Genomic DNA, 22,829 nt, shown 5'->3' with positions numbered 1-22,829 from the left:
AATTAATCGTCCTCTGCGGCTATGGATATCTTGTCAATACCCGCTTCCTTAATTTGATCCATGACTTTAACGACAACACCATGCTTGGCTTCTTTGTCCGCCTGAATCACTACGATATCAGTTGGCTGTTCTGCCAATAGACGTTCGATGTTCGCGCCTACACGCTCTACATCAACCATACGCTTGTCCATCCATACTTCGCCGTTCGCACGAATAGCGATAAAGATGTTAGCAGAAGGTTTCTTCTCTGCCTGACTCGCTTCTGGCTTGTTCACGTCAATACCAGCTTCTTTTACGAAAGAGGTGGTTACGATGAAGAAGATCAACATGATGAATACGATGTCGAGCATCGGCGTCATATCGATCGCTGCATCTTCCTCTTCACGAAAACGTTTACGTGCCATAATTCTTCTCTCTTAATGATGTGGCAAACTGTCGATCAATCTTTCTTTCGCTCGACGCACCCGTGCTTCTAAGCGAGAGGCGAAGAACATACCTGACAATGCTGCAACCATGCCCGCCATTGTCGGGATAGTTGCCATCGAAATTCCCGACGCCATCAAGCGTGGGTTACCAGTACCTTGTACCGCCATGATTTCAAATACTGCAATCATACCGGTTACGGTGCCAAGTAGTCCGATTAACGGACAAATCGCTACGCAGGTTTTGATCAACAAAATACGCGCATTTAGTTTTTCGTTGGCTTCAGAAATCCATGCATCACGGATTTTGTGAGCGTACCATGAGGTGGTATCTTTCCGAGCGTCCCAGTCGCTGATGATTTGTTTCTTCAGCTTAGGAAATACGCCGGTGAGGAACCAATAGCGCTCAATCATGAGAACCCACATGAGAAAGAGCGCCCCCATGACGACGTACAAGACGTCGCCACCGGTACCCAGAAAATCCCTGATAGATTCCCAGAGCTCCACCAGGTAGACCATAGGATTACTCCTTCTTCTCCGCGTGCGCGGCGACGATACCTGCAGCCTGTTCATCTAATACATGAACAATAGACTTAGCGCGTGATGCCACAATCGCGTGTACAAGAATCAATGGCAACGCAGCAATCAGACCCAATGCGGTGGTAACCAACGCCATTGAGATATCGCCTGCCATGATTTTCGGATCACCAGTACCAAACAAGGTAATTGATTGGAAGGTACCGATCATACCAACAACTGTACCTAAGAGACCGAGTAATGGCGCGATAGCTGCCAAAATCTTGATGATGTTTACGCCGCTGTCGATACGTGGTGTTTCACGCAAAATAGCTTCGTCAAGTTTCAACTCAAGGTTCTCAGTGTCTGCAGTTTTGTTCTCTTGATACACTTTCAAGATACGGCCAAGTGCGTTTTTGTCAGATGGGTTCGCAGTGTTTTTCAACTGAGCGCGCATCTTCGCACCTTCAATACCTAAAGTGATGAACTTGTAGATTGCAATCAAGAAGCCAACAATAAGCGCAACAGTGATTACGTAACCAACTGTACCACCTTGGTGATAACGCTCTTCAAGCGTTGCTTTTTGAGTTGCCAAGTTCAAGATTTGACCACGAGCCGGGTCAATATATAAACCTTCGTAACCAGTTTCAGTGTTTTCAAACGCTTCAACAGTTGCCAAAACGAAACCTTCTGGCTGACGACCTAATGGCTGAATCTCTTCAGCAGCGTCGTTGTAGTTGAAGTATTCGCCGTTTGAAATCAAGTTGAATACACCAATACGAGTTACATCACGGTTTTCAGTTGAACCGTCAAGCAAAGTCACGTCACTGTTGAAAGTTACAACACGACCAGACTCTTTCATTTCGGTCAACCAAGCTAACCAAAGCTCTTCAAGCTCAGCAATCGTTGGCACTTCTTTCGCTTCAGCGATAGTTTCCAAAACGTCTTCACGACCTGGATACTGCGCGCTCACGATAGAGGTTGCGATACGACCGATAGTTTCGCCTGCTGCACCACGTGCAACACCAACGATTTCACCCAAAGTACCAAGAGCGTTTTGCAACTCTTGTTCTTTGTTAGCAAGTGCGATTTCGTTTTCAGCGAATTGAGCTTGTAAACGCTCGCCGCGAGCTTTTTCGTTCGCTAGCTGACGTTTTGCGTCGTTCAATAATGCTTGCTTGTCAGCACGAGCTGAAGTGAATTCAGCTTCACGCTGTGCGTTGATACGCTGTGAGGCAGCACGGTTTTCTTTCACTAGTTCAAGAAGTTGGTCTAGTGATTTCGCTTCATCTTGCGCGTAAGCAGAGCTCGCGCCAGCTGATAATGAGAATGCTGCTGCGACCAGCAAAGATTTCACTAGTTTGTTCATTCTGCACGCTCCGCTGCGTAGATAGGCAGTTTAATCAGATCAGGTGCGGTTTGCTTCCGCGCCATACGAATCGCTTTGGTCAAAGAGCCCAGGTAAGCGTCATCAAGAGCTTCCCATGCGCCCGCTTCTTTGTTGTAAATCCAACCGTTTTTCAGGTCCAAAGATTGAGCCATTAAAGCTGCGCGACCTAAGTGGAAGAAGTCAACAGAGATTTCTTCACCTTCGAACTGCAACTTGCCTTCGTATGCGATCAGACCTGCGCCGTAATCCATTTCAGCTTGATAAGCTTCAGTGATTTGACGGAACTGCTCAGAAGTCGTGACGTTTGAAGCACCCATGATTTCGCGTAAACGCTCAACACGAGCCAAACGACGCTCTTTGTGAATAGGCAGATCTAGCTCCACAAACTGCTCCAAAGCGTCGATCATTTTGTACATCAAAGGAACCACACCTTGCTTGGTCGCTTCGATGCCGTCGATCTGGCGCTGTAGAGAAGCCAGTGATGCATTCTGGTCATCAACGAGACGCTGAACGTGATCATTGTAGACTTTTAAGTTTTCGTATTCGTCTACAACTGCACGGTACTCATATAACAACTCTTGGCTCTGTTCGAACAAAGAATCGATTTTTTGCTGAGACCGTTTGTCAGCAGTGTGAATTTTTGCTTCTTCGTTTTGCAACGTCGAAAGATCTTGGGCAGCTGCGCTAGCGCTACCTGCAATTGCGAACATCCCGATTAGGGCTGCAGCAACTTTGCTTTTATTGATTACTTTGGTCATAGTTCCCAACCAATTTGACTTAACTTTAAGCTCAACGACCTAATGTCGCCAGCCTCCCAGTTATTTGAGTGACGAAAAGAGTTTAATCAACACTTGCAGCTATTACCGACAGAAAGCCGACGGTAATAATGCATCAATACTCCCACGATCGACGCGGCGATGTCAACAACGGATATCAGCTAAAATTAACACTAAATATAGATAAAATGCCGTTTACAGCATCTTAACAGTTGTGCATAAAAGTAACTTCTGACTGCATATTTACCCACAACAGTAGCTCTCAGAAATCTTTATTTTTGAAAGTCATCGAGTTGCGCTAAACTGTGCCATCAACAACTTAAGTTTCATGTCGCCACCAAACGAGCATTTGCATGTCTAATCAAAGCATTTTCAATCACCAGCTGCAAACCCGCCTCGAGCATGAAATCAATGCATTAGAACAACGTATTAAGCAGTTGAATATATCCGAAGAAAATTTTTCTGATTGGTTTGATGCACAATTGTTTAATGCTGAGGCCAGCCAACCGCTTGATTACGTTCATGAGCTTCGACAAACCCTAGTGAGTCTCACCAAAGCAACAACCACCAGCCGTAGCCAGTGGTTGTCAGAACGCCTTGCCCATCAACTGGGCGCACTGCATCAAGCGCTTCGCTGGTTCGAGCACCACCGCTAAGTTAGTCGTCGTGCCGGAAATAAAAACCGAGTGCCTGTCGAACCGCACTGGGTAGCTCAGGTAACGCACTTTTCGGTAACAAATAAGTGGCCATGGCAAAGAAATCTTTGAATACTCGATTTTGTTCCGTCGTACGACGCAAATAATCATGCCCCGAAGAGCCGCCAGTGCCAATCTTAGTCCCCAACATGCGTTGCACCATCATTGCATGTTTATAACGCCAAATAGTGAGCTTCTCATCCATTTCGGCTAACGAGGTAATCACCTGATGAGCAAGATGGAATGCCGGTTCTTCGCGGTACTGTGTAATAAACAGCGCACTTAACATTGCGCGTTGGGATAGACGAACTCGGTTATCTTCCTGTAACGATTTATAACGTTCGTTATTAAATAATGCCGAAAAATTATCCCGATTAACCTGCAAACTGGCCAATTCTGTCTCTAATTGCCCATCATCGGCAGCATTTTGCCGAATAATTTCTTCGTCACGGTCAAGCGAATCTGTTACCGCCTGCTGATAGACGTCCCAAAAACTAAAATCATCAAACTGTAAAAACGGCATACGTGATAGCCACTGATCAACACAATCAAATAAGCTCGGTTGCGTTTCTAGTTCTTCTAAATATGTTCGATGTTCATCGTTCAGGCGGTTATAAAACGATTGTTGATCAAATGCGATACGGGTGTCTCGGGTCAGTCCAAGAATAATTTCGAGTTCTTTAAATTGAATGCTCTGAAAACCGGAGGCTGGAACGAGGTAATCACGAAACTCCAAGAATTCTTGCGGCGTCATCGTCTCAATCACGCCAACTTGGTCATTCATCAAGTCTTGAATTGTCAGTACACGGCGCAGTCGATGCGCAACCAGTTGTAGCGCCCGGTCATCCAATTGTTCTGCGCGAAACTCTTTATAAATCGCCCGCAATTCATGCAAAACTTGCTTAAACCAAAGCTCATACACTTGATGCACAATAATGAACAACATTTCATCGTGCGCTTCAGGCCCGTACATTTTGCTATGCGGTTGCTGAGAATCTAGGAGTTTATCTAATTGCAGGTAGTCGCCGTAATAAACCGGCTTCACATTCTTCGGCATGTCATCCTCGTTAAAAAACAAAAGCGATATTAGATACTGGATATTTGATATTAGAAACACAAGTTTTAACTGGTCTAATATCAAATATCAAATAGCTAATATCGCTCTCGCTTTTCGAAGATTGGGTGGCGACCTCACCAGCCAGCACCCCGGCACCCACATCCCTGACTACGGCTGCTCCCTTCCGGGCCTGACCGGGTTCGCCAGTTCGTGTTGCGGGGGGACCGATGAGGTCACCATAACGGCGGGCATTATCCCTCAAAGCCAGTGTACTCGCAAGGCAAGTACAGCTGACTGCTGAGAAATTAAGCGATTTTGATTATTTCTTTTTAGTTAGGCGGTCTTTTATCGCTTGGCGAGCCGCGTCAGAGCTTAAAGCACGGGCAAAGATCTTCGCTTCACGCTCTATTCTATCGGCTACTGGTTCAGCTGGCTGTTTGATAAGCTTCTTAGCTGCTCGTAAACCACCGTGTGGTTTGCTCGCTAATGAAGCAGCAACTTGTTCAAGCGTTTCGCTCAACTCTTGCGGTGCCACAACTTTATTAACTAAGCCATATTGCAACGCTTCTTGAGCATCAAAGCTATCGCCAAGCAACAGCAACTCAGAGGCTTTCAGGTGACCACATTGCTGCGGTAGCAATAAGCTCGATGCGGCTTCAGGTACTAAACCTAAATTAATAAATGGCAACGCAAAAATAGCGTCGCTACTCGCATACACTAAATCGCAGTGCAGCAAAATCGTCGTGCCGATACCAATCGCTAAACCGTTAACACCAGCTACCAATGGAACACTAAGGCGACTTAAGGTATACAGAAACTCGAACGGTGGCGCACTATCATCAAGATCTTCAATCGCCAAAAAGTCATTTAAATCGTTACCTGCAGTAAAGCTATCGCCTTCACCGGTAATAACCACCGCTGCAATTTTTTCGTCACGATCAGCAGCTTGTAACGCCGAGCTCAGGGCCGTATACATATCCTGAGTCAACGCATTTTTTTTATCTGCGCGCGCTAACGTCAACCACAGAACGTTATGGCGAACTTCTTCTTTTACCAAGTTACTCATGGCCGCGTTTTTCCCAAGCTGCTTTGGTGCCTTCGTATAACGGCAAAATCAACTCCAGTGCCGTTTGCCCATTGCTTGGTAAGGTTTCATTGTAATCACGAATTGGTGTGACACGCTGACCCCATTTAATAATACCAGCACCACAGGTTAAGCCACCGCCGAACACAGCTGAAACAATCGTATCACCCGGCTTCACAATGCCCTGCTCTACTGCTTCACAAAACGCGATGGGTAGCGTTGCTGAAGACGTATTGCCGTATTTTTGAATATTAATGACGGTTTTTTCTTCCGGCACCTTACACATTTTTGCAAGATAGTCGATGAGGCGCTTGTTGGCCTGATGTGGAATCAACGAGTCGATATCGTCGGTGGTAAGACCGGTTTCTTCGAAGACTTTTTCAACTGCGGTATTCATGCCTTTGACAGCGCGTTTGAAAATTTCCTGGCCAACAAAGTTGAATGGCATAATGCCATCGAAACCAAAGCGATTAAAACTCATACCGAATTCTAGCGCTAACACATCACGGGCATCCGCATCACAAGTAACATGTGAAGCTAATAAGCCACTTTCATCGTCGCTCGCTTCAAGAATCATCGCCCCTGCGCCGTCACCAAACAGCACCGCGCTCTCGCGCTTGGTCCAATCAAGAATACGAGTCAAACGCTCGGCACCAATAATGAGAACTTTCTTGTGCGCGCCGGTGCGGATGGCTTGCGTTGCGTAATGCATGCCATATAAAAAGCTACTACAGGCTGCATTCAAATCGAACGCCGCAGCCGTTTTATTACCTAAGTCGCGTTGTACTGCCGACGCTACGTTTGGGATAATTTCATCAGGCGTACAGGTACCGACGATAATTAAATCGAGTTCCTCAGCATCAAGACCAGCCGCGGCTAAAGCATTACGCGCTGCCACAGTTGCCATCTTTGAAGTGCCAACCGCACTCACGCGACGCTCTTCTATGCCCGTGCGGGTACGAATCCATTCATCAGACGTCTCTAAAAACGTCGCCAAATCATCGTTGGTCATCACAGCAGGCGGTAAACATTTACCCCAGCCGGTAATTTCTGCGTATTTTTTCACGAGTTAAAACCTATAGTCATCTGTCGTTTTTCGCTATCATAGCACGAATGTGACCGAGTGAAATGTCCGACCATTGATAACCCAACAACGAGCAACCTATTTATGACTTTATTCACCACTGCCGCCGGCACTTGGCAACTACAACGTTTTCCTGCACGTAGCCACGATACGCTGCAAGCGTGGGAAGCGGCAGATGAATTACTGCATGAGATCATTGTCACCCGCAATGACGAAAGGCCGCTACTCGTGAATGATCAATGGGGTGCTCTGTTGATGCCATTTGCTGGTTTAGACACAGCCAGTTTAAGCGACTCCTATGTGAGTCATTTAGGCTGGCGTCATAATCTCACACTCAATCAATTGCCTAAAACTCTTAGCGCACTGTCGCCACTTGATCAATTGCCGGATGATCGCGACGTCGTGTATTTAAAAATACCGAAGAGTTTAAGCTTGCTTGAATTTCAGTTAGCAAAAATCGCCGCGGAATTGCCTGCCGGCGTACCGATAATTGCCGCTGCCAAAAGTAAGTTGCTTACACCAGCTGTACGCGAACTCTTTGCCAAATATTGCGATGCTGTGGAGGTTTCATTGATTCGCCGTAAATGTCGAACGGTGAATGCTGTGGTGCGTAATACGCCATTAGACGCAGAGCACTTTGTGAGTGCGTGGCAAGTGCCTGAATTGAATCTCACCTTACATCACCACGCTGGCGTCTTTGCGCGCAATCAACTCGACATAGGCGCCCGCTTTATGTTGGACAATATGCCTCCGGCAGGAGCCCAGCAGGTGATTGATTTAGGCTGTGGTAACGGTGTATTAGGTATACATTTTGCTCGGATGTCGCCGGATAGTGACATTACGTTTGTCGATGAATCCTTCCTCGCCATTGCGTCAACGCATCGGAATATTATTGAGAATCTTCCCGCTGAGCACATCACGCAATACCACACCCGCGTTGACGATTGCTTGGCACAAACAGCTACTGACAGCATCGATCTCATTCTCTGCAATCCGCCATTTCACCAAGAACATGCCGTGACGGAGCATATTGCACGCCAGATGTTTAGAGATAGTCGGCGAGTTTTGCGTAAAAATGGTGAATTATGGGTAGTGGCGAACCGTCATCTCCCGTATTATCAGTCGTTAAAGCGCTTATTTAAATCAGTGCACCAAGTCGCACAAAATAGTAAATTCATTATTTTACAAGCACGAGGATGATTATGCGTTACCTGCTTTTAGCCTTCGTTTTTTGTTTCAGCAGTATGAGTTTTGCTGCGCAAGTGCAGCCCAACAATCTCTTCCCCAAAGTGAAATTTATTACCACTGAGGGTGATATCGTGGTTGAACTGGATCGTGCCAAGGCACCGATAACCGTTGAAAATTTCTTAATGTATGTGCAGGCAGGTAGCTATAACAACACGATTTTTCATCGCATTATTCCCGGCTTTGTTGTGCAAGGCGGCGGTTATAATGAAAATTTTGAAGCGAAAACCATGTTTGACCCTATTTTTAATGAGTCCGGCAATGGCAAGCTCAATAACTACGGGACCATTGCGATGGCTCGCACATCGGATCCGCATTCAGCCACCCGCCAGTTTTATTTCAATATGAATGACAACGAATCGTTAAATCCATCCACCAAAGGTTGGGGTTATGCGGTGTTTGGCTGGGTTATCGCTGGTGAGGAGGTATTAGAGAAGCTCGCCAGTGTTGAAACCTCGCCTTATCATGAGCAGACAGGCTGGCCAGACGTACCTAAACAGCCGCCGGTTTTGAAAAAAATTGAAATTGTTCCGCAACAGTGAGTTCTTCAACCCAAACTCCTTGGTATAAAGACCTCGCGGTGTATCGCGAACCGCGCGTATGGGTTATTTTTGGTTTTGGTGTCATCAGCGGGTTTCCATGGGTGCTTATCGGCTCCATGCTGTCCGCTTGGTTACAAGAAGTCGGGGTCGACCGCTCAGCCATCGGGTTATTCGGAGTTGTGTTTGTTGCCTACTCCATTAATGCACTGTGGTCACCACTGATTGATCGCGTCAAAATTCCACTACTGAATCGATGGGTTGGGCAACGTCGCGCCTGGCTTATTTTCTGCCTTATTGGCATTTTGTTTGCCACCAGTGTGTTAACCCAAATCAACGTGGTTGAGCATTTGTGGTGGGTTGCCCTCGCCGCGCTAGTAATCGCAATATTCTCTGCCACGCAAGATATTGCGATTGATGCCTTTCGTATTGAAACCTTTGGCCCGCACGAAGCTCGCCTTCAGTCTGCTGGTGCAGCAATGGCTACCGCCGGCTGGTGGAGCGGTTATAGCGGGCTTGGTGCCATTCCCTTCTTCCTGGTCGACGGTGCTACACTGACCTGGCAAGACGCCTACGTTGTGTTGTGCTTTGTCATAGTTGCACAGCTTTTATTTGTGCTCGCGGTAAAAGAGTCGAAGCGCTATCGTCCGGAACTGCCAAAGTTCAATCATTGGCTCGACTGGCTCCGCAACACATTGGTTGATCCAATTACCGAATTTTTCAAACGCAATGGCTGGCAACTTGCCATCGGCATGCTTGCGTTTATTTTCTTATTTAAAATTGGCGAGGCCTTTTTAGGTCGCATGTCGATTGTGTTCTACAAAGAAGTTGGCTTTAGCAACGATGACATTGCGGTTTACTCAAAAATGGTTAACTGGTGGGTCACCATCATTTTCGCCATCCTCGGCAGTTTCGTGAATTTACGTCTTGGGATTGTGCGAGGTCTCATGTTGGGTGGCATCGCCATGGCCGGCTCGAATTTAATGTTTGCTTGGATAGCCGGCGTTGGTCCGAATACTAACTTGTTGCTAGCCGCGGTAATCATTGATGGCTTTACCGCCGCATGGTCAACGGTTGCATTTGTTGCCTTCATTAGTTTGCTTGCCAACCGTGCGTTTACAGCCACCCAGTATGCGTTATTTGCATCACTCGGTAACTTAGGGCGAACCTTGCTGTCCTCCTACAGCGGTTATGTGGTTAATTGGCTCGATGGTAACTGGCAGCTATTCTTTATTCTCACCGCGGTGATGGTTATTCCAAGTCTTATTATTCTGTTTGCACTACGAAAGTCATTGACTCGATTAGAGCAAAATTATCATCGGGAGCTTGAGTAAATGCATTGGTTAGTGGTTGGTACAGGCGCAGTGGGTAGCTTGATGGCGGTCAATTTACGCCGTGTGGGCGAGCATGTTTCCCTGAAACCACGCAGTGCAACACCTCACCCCATTGAGATTATTCATGAGGCTCATACCTTACAATTCAATACGCAACAGTTACCGATTAACGCACCGACACAAATTTTTGCCGCAGTGAAAGCGTACGACGTCGCTACCTTTTTGGAGGAACTCAAACAATCACCGCTTCCAGATGATTCATCGATTATTCTGAGCTACAACGGGATGCTCGATAACGAGAGTACGATCATGCCAGAACGGGCTTTGCATTGGGTTACAACGCACGGTGCTTATCGTCATAACAATGAAGTTGTTCATGCCGGTGTGGGCGAAAGCTGGTTGGGCTGGGCTCGCGTCGAACATGCTTCAAGCCGTCGTCCAACCGAAGTTTTTAACGTATTAAATAACGCCTTACCATTGCTGAATTGGAGCCCTGCTATTGATCAGCGCCGGTGGCAAAAGCTCGCTATTAACTGCCTCATCAATCCGTTTACAGTGTTACATAACTGTCGTAATGGCGAACTACTTCAGCACGATATTACCGCGCAACAACAGCAAGTCGCTGAGGAGATTTGTTGGTTGGCTGAACATAAAGGCATTCGCTTACACGCTGAGACACTAGTTGAAAGCGCACTCACAGTGATTAAGAATACCGCCCGCAATTACTCATCAATGTTGGTTGACGTACAACAGCAGCGGCGTACCGAAATTGATTTTCTCAATGGTTTTGTTGCGCGACAGTCGCTTCAGGCAGGAAAAGCGGCGCCAGCGAATGAATTACTCTGGCACCGTGTACAAGAATTAGCGAACTGATTACTCGCTATCAGCTTGCTCGTCTTCAATGAAGTCAACAACTTCTAGGCCAAAGCCCGAAAGCGCTGAATAGCGTTTTGGTGAGCTCATCAAGTGCATATGGTGAACGCCCAAGTCAGCGAGAATTTGTGAGCCGATTCCCACATTTCTTGATGCGTTAGAAGCAGCCGCTGTTGGTTTCACTTCGCCACGATCTTCAGCAGCAAAGCTCATCACCTGCTCTAAGATGTCTTGCGGGTTCTGATGCCGGCCAATCACCACCAACACACCATCGTTTTGTCCGATATATTCCATTGCATGACCCAGCGGCCAACTGCGTTTCGCTGCGCGCTCAGTAGCGAACAAATCATTGAAAGTATCTTGCAAATGAACACGCACGTTCACCGGTTGATCGGGTTCAATAGCACCGTGAACCAACGCATAATGAACTTGTTTATCAATCGTGTCTTGATAGGTGATTAATTCAAACTCACCGTATGCGGTTGGCAGTTTACAATGCGCTTTACGCTCAACCGTTTTCTCTTTCAACGAACGATATTCGATTAAATCAGCGATGGTACCAATCTTCAGGTCGTGCTCAGCGGCAAACTTCTCTAAATCTGGGCGACGCGCCATGGTGCCGTCTTCATTCAGAATTTCGACAATCACAGCGGCTGGTTCAAAGCCAGCTAATCGCGCCAAATCGCAACCGGCTTCCGTATGGCCAGCGCGGTTTAATACACCACCTGATTTCGCTTTCAGTGGGAAAATGTGACCCGGCATCACCAAATCAGTCGGTTGCGCATCTTTTGCTACAGCCGCTTGTACGGTGCGAGCGCGATCGGCAGCTGAAATACCGGTGGTTACGCCCTCTGCAGCTTCAATTGAAACCGTAAAGTTGGTTGCATAAGGTGAGTTATTTTGATCTACCATGAGTGGCAAGCGCAATTGCTTACAACGTTCTTCGGTTAGCGTTAAACAGATAAGGCCACGGCCGTAGCGCGCCATAAAGTTAATCGCGGTCGGCGTGACACACTCTGCAGCTAGAATTAAATCACCTTCGTTTTCACGATCTTCATCGTCCATCAAGATAACCATTTTACCTTGACGAATATCTTCAATGATTTCTGCTGCACTATTTAATCGAGTCACGACGTTAAGTCTCCTCTCACCCGGCGCGGAACTGCAATAATTCGAAGATCTTCCGCAACCTGACGAACATCTTTAAAGGTTAATTCTGGCACTTGGCTCATGTGAGAAAATGCCGGTAAATTCAAAAGTCCAAGACCACTGGCGCCAACAAGTTTGGGCGCTAAATACACCACCACTTCATCCACTAACTCAGCGTTGAGCAAAGCACCTGCAAGCTGAGCACCGCACTCAGTCCATACTGAATTGATGTGGTGCGCTGCTAAAGCGTGCATCAGCTCTACTAAATCGATATGTTGTGTTTCGTTGCGTGTGACTGTGATGCATTCAACATGCGCCGGCCAATTGCGTTCAACAGCCGTATCGGGTGCATGGACCACAATCACCGAGGCTAATTCTTGAAACAGCGTTTCGTTGCCGGTTAACAAGCCATGAGAGTCTATAATCACCCGTGTTGGCTGAATCACGGTTTGCGGATGGCGAGCGGTCAACACCGCATTATCTGCCAGCACCGTTCGCGCGGTACTCAATATCGCGCTACTTTGGGCGCGCCAGCGATGTACATCGCGCCGCGCATCGATACTAGTTATCCACTGACTTTCACCATTCGCGAGCGCCGTGCGGCCATCTAAGCTGGCTGCCATTTTCAACCGTAGCCAAGGACGTTGGCGTTGCATCCGTGCCACAAATCCGCAATTAAGCGCTAACGCTTGTTGCTCAAGCACGCCAACAATCACCTCAATACCATGAGCGCGAAGCCGTTCGATGCCCTCACCGCTTACTAACGGATTTGGATCTTTCATCGCCACCACAACAGTGGCAACTTCAGCTTTGATTAACGCATCTGCACAAGGCGGCGTGCGACCAAAATGACTACAAGGCTCCAACGTCACGTATGCGATAGCACCCTTCGCTGCGGCACCTGCTTCGCGCAAGGCATGCACTTCGGCGTGCGGTTCACCAGCACGTTGATGCCAACCTTCGCCAACAATTTGATCATCGGCAACGATAACACAGCCAACCATCGGGTTTGGTGCGGTGGAAAAACGCCCTTGAGCGGCAAGCTCAAGGGCGCGTTGCATATAACGTTGATGGCAAGCGAGCGGATCAGTCATTGAGACGAGCAATCTCCTCGCCAAACTCACGAATATCGTCAAAAGCTCGGTACACCGAGGCAAATCGGATATAGGCAACTTTATCGAGAGCTTTCAGGTTTTCCATCACCAAACCACCAATCACTTGACTGGTAATTTCACGCTCCCCAGTTGCCCGTAGCGATGATTTGACGTTCTGAATTGCTTGTTCCATCGCCTCTAAACTAACTGGACGCTTTTCTAGAGCGCGCAGTAGCCCGTTGCGCAACTTGTCCTCATTAAATGGCTCGCGAGTACCGTCCGATTTAATCACGCGAGGCATAATTAATTCGGCTGTTTCAAACGTAGTGAAACGCTCTTTACACTCGGTACACTCGCGCCGACGACGCACAGAGGCGCCGTCCGCAACCAATCGCGAATCAATCACTTTGGTATCTTGTGTGCCACAAAAAGGACAATGCATCGGCGTGTTCCTTCGCTAATTATTTATAAACAGGAAACTGTTTACACAATGCCTTAACTTGTTCACGAACCCGTTCGATAACACTCTCATCAGACATATTATCAAGTACGTCACAAATCCAGTTGGCGACCTGCTCTGCTTCTGCTTGCTTAAAGCCACGACGAGTAATCGCTGGGGTACCTAAACGCAAACCAGAGGTCACAAACGGTGAACGTGGGTCATTCGGAACCGAGTTTTTGTTCACGGTAATGTACGCGCGACCTAATGCTGCGTCAGCGTCTTTACCAGTAATATCTTTATCGATAAGGTCAACCAAGAACAAGTGGTTCTTAGTGCCGCCTGAAACGATTTTGTAGCCACGCTCTTGCATGACTTTAACCATCGCATTGGCGTTGTCTAAAACTTGTTGTTGGTAAGCTTTAAACTCTGGCTCCATGGCTTCTTTGAACGCCACCGCTTTAGCCGCGATAACATGGCAAAGTGGGCCGCCTTGGCTACCAGGGAATACACCACCATTGAGTTTTTTGTGCAGATCTTCGTCGTCTTTACCTGACAAAATCAAACCGCTACGTGGGCCGGCAAGTGTTTTGTGCGTAGTAGTCGTCACCACATCAGCAAAAGGCACTGGGTTTGGATATAAACCAGCAGCAACCAAGCCTGCAACGTGAGCCATATCGACTAACAAATAGGCACCAACTTCATCAGCAATTTCGCGGAATTTAGACCAATCAACAACACCTGAATAGGCCGAGAAACCAGCCACAATCATTTTTGGCTTGTGCTCAAGCGCTAATTCACGCACTTCTGCATAGTTAATTTCACCCGTTGTTTCATCCAGACCATACTGTACTGCGTTGTACAATTTACCAGAGAAGTTAACGTGTGAACCGTGAGTTAAATGGCCGCCATGCGCCAAGCTCATACCCAGCACTGTATCGCCAGCGTTTAGCAACGCCAAAAATACGGCTGAGTTGGCTTGTGAACCAGCATGCGGTTGTACGTTCGCGTACTTTGCACCGAACAGCTTTTTCGCTCGTTCAATCGCGAGGTCTTCCACCATATCGACATATTCACAACCACCGTAGTAGCGCTTGTGTGGATAACCTTCAGCATACTTGTTGGTCAGCTGTGAGCCCTGCGCTTCAAGTACACGCGGGCTGGTGTAGTTTTCTGAAGCGATTAATTCAATGTGCTCTTCTTGGCGTTGAACTTCGCCAGTCATTGCCTGCCATAAATCTGCATCGTAATCGGCAATATTCATTTCATGTTTTAACATCGGGGCTCCTGACTTCACAAACTGTCAAACGAAAATAAGTGGCGCCTAGTTTACCAATATACTTGGGTTAGCGCCAACTTAAGGGTTAAAATAAACAATTACGATTTTTGCTTAAATATATCGCCTCAAAAAGGAACGCATGCTGTTATGGCACAATACATTTATTCCATGTCGCGGGTCAGTAAAGTCGTCCCGCCGAAAAAGACGATTTTAAAAGACATTTCACTCTCGTTTTTCCCTGGCGCGAAAATTGGTGTACTCGGTTTAAACGGTGCGGGTAAATCAACGTTATTGCGCATTATGGCTGGCGTCGACAAAGAATACGAAGGTGAAGCACGTCCACTGGCTGGTATTCAAATTGGTTACCTGCCGCAAGAACCGCAACTCGATGAAGACAAAACAGTTCGCGAAACGGTTGAAGAAGCCGTTGCTGATGTGAAAAACGCATTGGCTGAGCTCGATCAAGTTTATGCGGCCTATGCGGAAGAAGATGCCGACTTTGATGCGTTGGCGAAAAAACAAGGTCAACTTGAAGCGATTATTCAAGCCAAAGACGGACACAATATCGATAACATGCTCGAGCGTGCGGCCGATTCACTCCGTCTGCCGCCGTGGGATACTAAAATCAAAGTACTCTCAGGTGGTGAACGTCGCCGAGTTGCCATTTGTCGCTTGTTACTCAGTAAGCCAGACATGCTGTTACTTGACGAACCAACCAACCATTTGGATGCTGAATCGGTGGCTTGGTTAGAGCGCTTCTTGCATGACTACGAAGGTACTGTTGTAGCGATTACCCACGACCGTTACTTCCTCGACAACGTTGCCGGTTGGATTCTTGAGCTTGACCGTGGTTACGGTATTCCTTGGGAAGGCAACTATTCATCTTGGCTTGAGCAGAAAGAGAAACGTCTGGAGCAAGAAGAGAAGCAAGAGAAAGCGCGTCAACGTAGCATTAAGCAAGAGCTTGAGTGGGTTCGTCAGAATCCGAAAGGCCGTCAAGCAAAAAGCAAAGCGCGTATGGCGCGATTTGAAGAGTTACAAAGTGGCGATTACCAGAAACGTAACGAAACCAATGAGTTGTTCATACCGCCAGGCCCTCGTTTAGGCGACAAAGTACTCGAAGTTAACCACTTGAAAAAGGCCTATGACGGGCGCGTGTTGATTGATGATTTAAGTTTCAGTGTACCTAAAGGCGCCATCGTCGGAATTATCGGACCAAACGGTGCCGGTAAATCAACGTTATTCCGGATGATTACCGGCAAAGAGCAACCGGATTCGGGTACTGTTGAAGTTGGTGATACTGTACAACTGGCAAGCGTTGATCAGTTCCGCGACAGCATGGTCGACAAAAACACAGTGTGGCAAGAAATCTCCGAAGGCCAAGATATTTTGCGCATTGGTAATTTTGAAATTAACAGTCGCGCTTACGTGGGTCGCTTTAACTTCCGCGGTAATGATCAGCAGAAACACATCGGCGAACTTTCAGGTGGTGAGCGCAACCGTGTGCATTTAGCGAAACTACTGAAAGCTGGCGGTAACTTATTGCTGCTCGACGAACCAACCAACGACCTTGACGTCGAAACCTTGCGTGCACTCGAAGAAGCATTATTAGAGTTCCCAGGTTCAGCGTTAGTTATCTCGCACGACCGTTGGTTCCTTGACCGTATTGCAACGCACATTCTTGATTATCGTGATGAAGGTAAAATTAACTTCTATGAAGGTAACTATACTGATTACGAAGAGTACATGAAGAAAACTCATGGCGAGCAAGCGATGGAACCACATCGCACACGTTACAAGCCGATTGGCGTATAGCGGACAAAAAAGGGCTGTTTAAACAGCCCTTTTTTATGCGTACCTGCTTAGTAAAACTTACGCTTCTCAATCACGCCCGGTGCAAACTGATCCACACCGATAGCGGTCATGCGCAATTGTTCAGTTTTCTTCAAAGCTTTGGCCTCATCAGCGGTAATCACTTCCGCTTTACGAGCCGCTTTCACCAACTCATCACCGCTTAAGTCTTCGGCAATATCACCATGCTTCACTGCTTTGCGAATACGCTTATAAATATTTGCATGTTCACGCATTGCCAAGAACGCCAGCTCCATATGCCCTGTCATGTCTTTTGCATCGTCTTTCCAGAAACACAAGAAAGTATGACGGTCACGGGTAACGCCTGGTTCCATCATGCTTTTCGCAACAGCTTGCAGGTTGGCATCAGACGGTTTGTGATAATGAATACCTAATGGGAAAATTGCTAAGCGCAAGGTCCATGCCACAATTCGGTTTGGGAAGTTCGCAAAGAAACCTTTGAACGCTTCACCAGTTTCATATAGATGATGCTCAAGCGCATATTCAACAAACGGCAGGTCACCAGATTGGCGGCCATCGTCTTCATAGCGTTTCAACACTGCTGATGCCATGTATAAATGGCTGAGCACATCACCTAAACGCGCCGATAGCATCTCGCGACGTTTTAAATCGCCACCCATCACCAGCATGGCCATATCAGCGGTTAATGCTAATGCACGACTCATGCGTGTGAGCTGCTGGTAGTAACGCGCGGTAGGACCGCTCATTGGGCTTGCATTAAACCGTGCACCGGTTAGCCCCATGAACAAGCTTCCGAAGAAGTTACCGGCGGCGAAACCAATGTGTTTCAGCAGTAAGCTATCAAATTGCTGCAAACCCTCGTCTTCATTTGGATTTGACGCCGCTTCCATTTCTGCCAGTACATATGGGTGACAACGTGTTGCACCTTGGCCAAAAATCATTAAGTTGCGGGTAAGAATGTTTGCGCCTTCAACGGTAATCGAAACCGGTGTCGCCATATAACCATGGCCTAGGTAGTTACGTGGACCCAATTGAATACCTTTACCAGCATGTACGTCCATCGCTGCGTCCATTACCTGGCGCCCCATTTCGGTCATGTGGTATTTGGTCATTGCGGTAATCACCGAGGGGCTCTTACCTTCGCACAATGCGGTTACCGTTAAGCGGCGCATCGATTCCAGCGTATAGTTGGTACCACCGATTTTACCCATCGCCGCTTGTACGCCTTCGAACAAACCAATTGGCATACCAAATTGCTGACGGACATACGCATAAGCACCCGTCATACGCTCGGTGACATGTCCGGTTGCGGCCGCAAGTGCTGGTAAACTAATACCACGCCCTGCTGACAAGCACTCCATGAGCATCCGCCAACCTTTACCAGCGTAGTCTTTACCACCGATAATCCATTCAAGCGGAATAAATACGTCCTTCCCGTAAGTTGTACCGTTCATAAACGCTTGGTTTAACGGCAAGTGACGTTCGCCAGTTTCAACACCTGGATGATTCGTCGGAATCAAAGCACAGGTGATACCAATGTCTTTTTGCTCACCCATCAAGCCATCAGGATCATACAATTTGAACGCCAAGCCTAATACTGTCGCAACTGGCGCTAAGGTGATGTAACGCTTGCTCCAATTTAAGCGAATACCAACAACTTCTTTGCCTTCAAACTCGCCTTTACAAATAATTCCAGTGTCTGGAATCGCACCTGCGTCAGAACCAGCTTCTGGGCCAGTCAACGCAAAGCACGGGATGTCAGTGCCGTCCGCCAAACGCGGCAACCAATAATTTTTCTGTTCATCCGTACCATAATGCGTGAGTAGTTCACCTGGGCCCAATGAGTTAGGTACCATGACTGATACCGCAGCACTAATTGAACGTGTCGCAATACGCGAAACAATGTGTGAATTCGCTGCTGGCGAAAAATCGAGACCACCAAATTCTTTGCCAATTATCATCGCGAAGAATTTTTCTTTGCGAATGTAATCCCAAACTTTCTTTGGTAGGTCTGAATCTTGCTGAACAATACGGAAATCGTCGAGCATCGCTAGTAAGGTTTCTAGCTGATTATCAATGAAGGCTTGCTCAGCTTCGGTAAACTGCGGCGCTTTTGTCTGGTGGAATTTATGCCAATCAGGACGTCCGCTAAAAAGGTCGGCATCCCACCATGTGTCACCAGCTTGCATCGCTTCGCGTTCAGTTGGCGATAACGGCGGTAGTACGCGTTTAAAGAATGCAAACGCAGGTCGTGTAATTAAGCTGCGGCGAATATCGGGTACAGCAACAAGCAATACCACCACAACGACTAACAGAATAATAATTTCCATCTCAAAACACCTTAACCTTTCGGTACAACGGGCAGAAAACCATGCCCCAATAAAGCATAGTCCATTATTCGGTGAGTGCGTCCACACCACCGGCCAAAAACGGAATCAATCGGTCAATGACTTGATCGGCTTCAATAGCCTCACCAAAGTCTGCCGCAGCAATCTCACGCAATGCTGGGCCAGAAACTTGCGCAAAGACTGTCGCGCCTAACACAAAGTGCAAGCGCCAGAACATATCAACTGGACTCAATTGCGGATTTGCTAAATGCAATGTGGCCAACAACCGCTGCATGACATCGCCAAAATGATCCATGGTATAGCGACGCAAATGACCTTGGATATCCGCATAGGCATAACCCAATAAGCTCAAAAATATGGTCGGCCCATGTTTTCTAACCTCGCGCAGCTCATTTAACGGTGCGCGAAAACAATCAAACACTGCTCGCGTGCTCACCTGAGGCTGCTCAGCCAGTTGAATCAGTTCCCGCTCAAGGGCTGGCATTAAAACTTCCAGATAACGCGCCATCACAGCTTGAATCAAAGCCTTCTTTGAGCCAAAGTGGTAGTTAACCGAAGCGAGATTTACCTCTGCATCTGCGGTAATTTGACGTAATGATGTCTGCTCAAACCCATGTTCAGCAAACAACGCCTCCGCAGCATTCAGTATTTTATCTTTTGTTGATACTCGCTTTGCCATACAAACGTGTCTCTCTTCTTCGTTTCGCACGTTTAGAACGCACATTTTAAACATGCGTTTTAATTTAAATCAGTTTGTGTATGAGCGCAAGCCAAAGGAAGAGAATATAAGGGAGAGAATAAAAGGATGAAAATATAACAATGACAAAAGCCATGCATGGAGTTTATATAGCGATAATTGCTGCACTTCTTTATTTTCTTTGGAGCTCCCCAGAAACCGAGCAATCGCCACAAGTAACCAAACAAATGGTGGTGGAGAAGGAAATTATTTCCAACAATAATGCTGAAGTTGAAGCCACCATCACAACCACTGACCTAACCGATGCGACTGCACCTGACGAACAACAGGACATAGAGACCGTTGCCATTGAGCGTCGAATTGAGCAACCGGTTAGTTCTGATCGCACCACTAAAAGCGAACATCAACGGGAAATCGAAGAAATAATGCGCAATGCAATTGATGTTGATGAAGTGCAACAGCGGATTCACACCGAATCGATCGACCAAGATTGGGCATATATGATGCAAGATAGTATTGTGCGTTTATACGATGAAAACGAGGAATTACAAGGCGCAACATTAGCTGGCGTCGAATGTCGGACAACAGTATGCCGCGTTGAATTTACCGGCATCGACACCCCGATTGACCACATGCAAAAATTTCATAAGCAAATAGTCAATTCACCGTGGTTTAATACTGGCTATCAGAGCGTGATGATCTCAAACTCGAAAGACAAAAAGCACGCGTTTTATATTGTTCGACCGCAATAACCCATCACAAAAAAGCGCTCAATGTGTTTCACACGGAGCACCTTCTTAATCAGTATTTCACGTAATTAATTGCTGGTATCGAGCGTTGCAAATCCTTTCACCAGTTCATCAACTGCTTTCATTTGTTGTAAATATGGTTCAAGTTTCGCTAACGGTAACGCACACGGGCCATCACATTTCGCTTGATCAGGATCAGGATGCGCTTCAATGAATAATCCGGCTAAACCAAGAGCCATGCCCGAACGCGCAAGCACCGCGGCTTGTGCACGACGACCATCGGCTGAATCTTCACGGCCGCCTGGGCGCTGTAATGCATGCGTTGCATCAAACATCACCGGCGCCATCTGTTTCATTTCATCCATTCCCAGCATATCAACGACAAGATTGTTGTAACCGAAACAACTACCCCGCTCACACAAAATCACATTGTGATTACCCGCTTCGCCGAATTTCTTCAGAATATGGCGCATTTCATGAGGAGCAAGGAATTGCGGTTTCTTAACGTTAATCACCGCACCGGTTTCAGCCATTGCCACAACCAAATCAGTTTGGCGCGCTAAAAACGCCGGTAACTGAATGATATCTGCTACTTCTGCCACAGGTTTAGCTTGGTACGGCTCGTGTACATCAGTAATAACCGGTACGTTAAAGGTACGTTTAATTTCCGCGAAAATCTCTAAGCCTTTATCCAGCCCCGGGCCACGGTATGAGTGAATAGACGAACGATTCGCTTTATCAAAGCTTGCCTTAAATACATACGGAATACCAAGACGCGTGGTGACTTCAACATAATGTTCAGCGATGCGCATTGCTAAATCGCGTGATTCCAATACGTTCATTCCGCCAAACAACACAAACGGCAAGTGGTTACCCACTTGCACGTCGCCAACTTTGATTACTTGCGTGTTTATCACGTTACATTCCTTTATTTATCTATTGCGCGGAGGCTGCTTATCCGGCAGCAATAACCCGCAAAATCTGACCACAAATATAGGCCATATAGGTGCCTAACGCATAACCAAACACAGCAAGAAGCACACCAACTGGCGCTAAAGACGGATGAAATGCCGATGCAACAACCGGTGCAGATGCTGCGCCACCGACGTTTGCTTGGCTACCGACCGCCATGTAAAACACCGGCGCTTTTAATAAACGCGCAACTATGAGCATTAAACTGGCATGAATAATCATCCAGATAGCACCAATTAGGAAATACTTCGGCACATCGACAATGGCTGTCACATCCATATGCAAACCAATTGTGGCGACAAGGATATAAACGAACATCGAACCGTACTTCGATGCACCAACACCTTCAAGCTTACGAGCTGGCGTAAATGACAGAGCGACACCAACCGTCGTCGCAATCACTATCAACCAGAAGAATTTCTTGTCGAGGCTAAAGTCTTTGAGCGCTGGCACATTATCAGCAATATACGGTGCGATGACATCGGCGCCCCAATGCGACAAGCCAGTGACACCAAATGCCACCGCCACAATAAACATCAGATCAGGTAGTTTTGATTCACGGCGATGTTCAGCTTCGTACTGTTCCATACGCTGTTTAATCGCTTCAATGGCGCTAGTATCCGCGCCAATACGCTTATCGATTGCCTTGTTATTGGCAGCCATATACAGCAACACGGCCATCCATAAATTGGCAACAATAATATCGACGGTAACCATTGCTGAGAAAATCTCACCGCCCACTTCATAGACTTCTTTCATTGCCGCCTGGTTGGCACCGCCACCAATCCAACTGCCGGCAATTGTCGTCATACCGCGCCATACGGCGTCAGGCCCAGCGCCACCAAGCATTTCAGGGAAAATAGCGCTAACAATTAATAGCGCAATGGGGCCACCGATAACGATACCCACGGTACCGGTCAAAAACAAAATCAGTAGCTTAGGACCGAGACGTAAAATCGCTTTTAAGTCTAAGCTCAAGGTGAGCAACACCAAACACGCCGGTAACAGATAATCCATAACTAATGGATAGATGCCAGTATTGGCACCATCAACAACACCGAAAGTGTTCAATAATGAAGGGATAAAATAGCAAAGCAGCAGGGCCGGAACCCATTTATAAAACTTCTGCCAAAAACTATTTGAACTGGTTTGCGTGTAGAAAATAAGACCTAGAATAACGGCGAGCAAACCAAAAATAATACCGTCATTGGTAATCAATGCAGAGCTTTCCACAAGAACCCCTTTTATTTTTTA

General features: G+C 47.1%; 22 protein-coding genes and 1 other RNA gene. 7 read left to right on the top strand and 16 right to left on the bottom strand.

The genetic code is table 11. The annotated features are described in order from the left end of the window. Nucleotides 1-2 precede the first annotated feature (2 nt). Genes CWI82_RS04390 through CWI82_RS04375 form a run of 4 tightly spaced genes read right to left on the bottom strand, consistent with a single transcriptional unit; the run spans nt 3 to nt 3,086 of the window. Nucleotides 3-404, bottom strand: coding sequence for an ExbD/TolR family protein (locus CWI82_RS04390; RefSeq protein WP_092855554.1), 402 nt, complete (start codon nt 402-404; stop codon nt 3-5). A 12-nt stretch (nt 405-416) separates the two neighbouring features. Then, nucleotides 417-941 (bottom strand): MotA/TolQ/ExbB proton channel family protein, encoded by a 525-nt coding sequence (locus tag CWI82_RS04385; RefSeq protein ID WP_092855556.1) that lies wholly within the window; start codon nt 939-941, stop codon nt 417-419. A 4-nt stretch (nt 942-945) separates the two neighbouring features. After that, entirely contained in the window at nt 946-2,307 is a 1,362-nt protein-coding gene (locus CWI82_RS04380; RefSeq protein ID WP_092855558.1) for a MotA/TolQ/ExbB proton channel family protein, read from the bottom strand. Then, nucleotides 2,304-3,086 carry a DUF3450 domain-containing protein gene (locus CWI82_RS04375; RefSeq protein WP_092855560.1) on the bottom strand — a complete coding sequence of 261 codons (783 nt, stop codon included), beginning with the start codon at nt 3,084-3,086 and terminating at the stop codon, nt 2,304-2,306. The genes CWI82_RS04380 and CWI82_RS04375 overlap by 4 nt, the downstream gene beginning before the upstream one ends. A gap of 371 nt (nt 3,087-3,457) precedes the next feature. On the opposite strand from CWI82_RS04375, the gene priC reads away from it, so the two are divergent. After that, nucleotides 3,458-3,760, top strand: a complete 303-nt coding sequence (priC, locus tag CWI82_RS04370) for a primosomal replication protein PriC (RefSeq protein ID WP_092855562.1) — start codon at nt 3,458-3,460, stop codon at nt 3,758-3,760. A gap of 1 nt (nt 3,761) precedes the next feature. Here priC and CWI82_RS04365 read toward each other — a convergent pair whose 3' ends face one another. From CWI82_RS04365 to CWI82_RS04350, 4 genes are all read right to left on the bottom strand, one after another. Continuing rightward, nucleotides 3,762-4,856, bottom strand: a complete 1,095-nt coding sequence (locus tag CWI82_RS04365; protein ID WP_092855564.1) for a tryptophan 2,3-dioxygenase family protein — start codon at nt 4,854-4,856, stop codon at nt 3,762-3,764. Nucleotides 4,857-4,988: 132 nt separating this feature from the next. Beyond that, an RNA gene (gene ffs, locus CWI82_RS04360) (signal recognition particle sRNA small type) lies at nt 4,989-5,086 on the bottom strand. Nucleotides 5,087-5,175: 89 nt separating this feature from the next. After that, nucleotides 5,176-5,922: an enoyl-CoA hydratase-related protein gene (locus tag CWI82_RS04355; protein ID WP_130202771.1), complete on the bottom strand. Its 747-nt coding sequence runs from the start codon at nt 5,920-5,922 to the stop codon at nt 5,176-5,178. Then, nucleotides 5,915-7,006, bottom strand: coding sequence for a ketoacyl-ACP synthase III (locus tag CWI82_RS04350; protein ID WP_130202770.1), 1,092 nt, complete (start codon nt 7,004-7,006; stop codon nt 5,915-5,917). The genes CWI82_RS04355 and CWI82_RS04350 overlap by 8 nt, the downstream gene beginning before the upstream one ends. 102 nt (nt 7,007-7,108) lie before the next feature. Here CWI82_RS04350 and CWI82_RS04345 point away from each other — a divergent pair, with 102 nt between their 5' ends. From CWI82_RS04345 to CWI82_RS04330, 4 genes are read left to right on the top strand one after another with little or no spacing between them, the layout of a single operon-like run. Further along, a complete protein-coding gene (locus tag CWI82_RS04345; RefSeq protein ID WP_092855570.1) occupies nt 7,109-8,224 on the top strand; it encodes a methyltransferase in 1,116 nt (371 codons plus the stop codon). A gap of 2 nt (nt 8,225-8,226) precedes the next feature. After that, entirely contained in the window at nt 8,227-8,811 is a 585-nt protein-coding gene (locus CWI82_RS04340) for a peptidylprolyl isomerase (protein WP_092855572.1), read from the top strand. Next, entirely contained in the window at nt 8,808-10,142 is a 1,335-nt protein-coding gene (locus CWI82_RS04335) for an AmpG family muropeptide MFS transporter (protein WP_130202769.1), read from the top strand. The genes CWI82_RS04340 and CWI82_RS04335 overlap by 4 nt, the downstream gene beginning before the upstream one ends. After that, nucleotides 10,143-11,015, top strand: a complete 873-nt coding sequence (locus CWI82_RS04330; protein WP_130202768.1) for a ketopantoate reductase family protein — start codon at nt 10,143-10,145, stop codon at nt 11,013-11,015. On the opposite strand, the gene ribBA is transcribed toward CWI82_RS04330, so the two are convergent. The 4 genes from ribBA to glyA are packed head-to-tail and all read right to left on the bottom strand — an operon-like array spanning nt 11,016 to nt 14,976. Continuing rightward, nucleotides 11,016-12,146: a bifunctional 3,4-dihydroxy-2-butanone-4-phosphate synthase/GTP cyclohydrolase II gene (gene ribBA, locus CWI82_RS04325; protein WP_092855578.1), complete on the bottom strand. Its 1,131-nt coding sequence runs from the start codon at nt 12,144-12,146 to the stop codon at nt 11,016-11,018. After that, nucleotides 12,143-13,258, bottom strand: a complete 1,116-nt coding sequence (ribD, locus tag CWI82_RS04320; RefSeq protein ID WP_130202767.1) for a bifunctional diaminohydroxyphosphoribosylaminopyrimidine deaminase/5-amino-6-(5-phosphoribosylamino)uracil reductase RibD — start codon at nt 13,256-13,258, stop codon at nt 12,143-12,145. The genes ribBA and ribD overlap by 4 nt, the downstream gene beginning before the upstream one ends. Continuing rightward, nucleotides 13,251-13,700 (bottom strand): transcriptional regulator NrdR, encoded by a 450-nt coding sequence (nrdR, locus tag CWI82_RS04315; protein WP_092855582.1) that lies wholly within the window; start codon nt 13,698-13,700, stop codon nt 13,251-13,253. Before nrdR ends, ribD begins: the two co-directional genes overlap by 8 nt. Before the next feature lie 19 nt (nt 13,701-13,719). Beyond that, nucleotides 13,720-14,976, bottom strand: coding sequence for a serine hydroxymethyltransferase (glyA, locus tag CWI82_RS04310; protein WP_092855584.1), 1,257 nt, complete (start codon nt 14,974-14,976; stop codon nt 13,720-13,722). Between the two features lie 147 nt (nt 14,977-15,123). Here glyA and ettA point away from each other — a divergent pair, with 147 nt between their 5' ends. After that, entirely contained in the window at nt 15,124-16,791 is a 1,668-nt protein-coding gene (ettA, locus tag CWI82_RS04305) for an energy-dependent translational throttle protein EttA (protein WP_092855586.1), read from the top strand. Nucleotides 16,792-16,838: 47 nt separating this feature from the next. Here the strand turns inward: ettA and CWI82_RS04300 are convergent, their stop codons facing one another. Together CWI82_RS04300 and CWI82_RS04295 are read right to left on the bottom strand one after the other, a co-directional pair. Continuing rightward, on the bottom strand, nt 16,839-19,139 hold the full coding sequence (locus CWI82_RS04300; protein WP_130202766.1) for an acyl-CoA dehydrogenase: 2,301 nt from the start codon (nt 19,137-19,139) through the stop codon (nt 16,839-16,841). A 64-nt stretch (nt 19,140-19,203) separates the two neighbouring features. After that, the gene (locus tag CWI82_RS04295; RefSeq protein WP_092855590.1) at nt 19,204-19,836 is read right to left on the bottom strand and encodes a TetR/AcrR family transcriptional regulator; all 633 of its coding nucleotides are present in this window, start codon (nt 19,834-19,836) and stop codon (nt 19,204-19,206) included. A gap of 140 nt (nt 19,837-19,976) precedes the next feature. Here CWI82_RS04295 and CWI82_RS04290 point away from each other — a divergent pair, with 140 nt between their 5' ends. Further along, nucleotides 19,977-20,606: a hypothetical protein gene (locus CWI82_RS04290; protein ID WP_130202765.1), complete on the top strand. Its 630-nt coding sequence runs from the start codon at nt 19,977-19,979 to the stop codon at nt 20,604-20,606. Nucleotides 20,607-20,671: 65 nt separating this feature from the next. Here CWI82_RS04290 and kdsA read toward each other — a convergent pair whose 3' ends face one another. Both kdsA and CWI82_RS04280 read right to left on the bottom strand, forming a co-directional pair. Further along, nucleotides 20,672-21,517: a 3-deoxy-8-phosphooctulonate synthase gene (gene kdsA, locus CWI82_RS04285; RefSeq protein ID WP_092856901.1), complete on the bottom strand. Its 846-nt coding sequence runs from the start codon at nt 21,515-21,517 to the stop codon at nt 20,672-20,674. Between the two features lie 40 nt (nt 21,518-21,557). After that, a complete protein-coding gene (locus tag CWI82_RS04280) occupies nt 21,558-22,808 on the bottom strand; it encodes a DUF819 family protein (protein WP_092855594.1) in 1,251 nt (416 codons plus the stop codon). Between the last annotated feature and the right edge of the window lie 21 nt (nt 22,809-22,829).

This window comes from Pseudidiomarina tainanensis, assembly GCF_004214835.1.
Classification (GTDB): Bacteria; Pseudomonadota; Gammaproteobacteria; order Enterobacterales; family Alteromonadaceae; genus Pseudidiomarina; species Pseudidiomarina tainanensis.
This window is presented reverse-complemented; position numbering and strand designations above follow the sequence as displayed.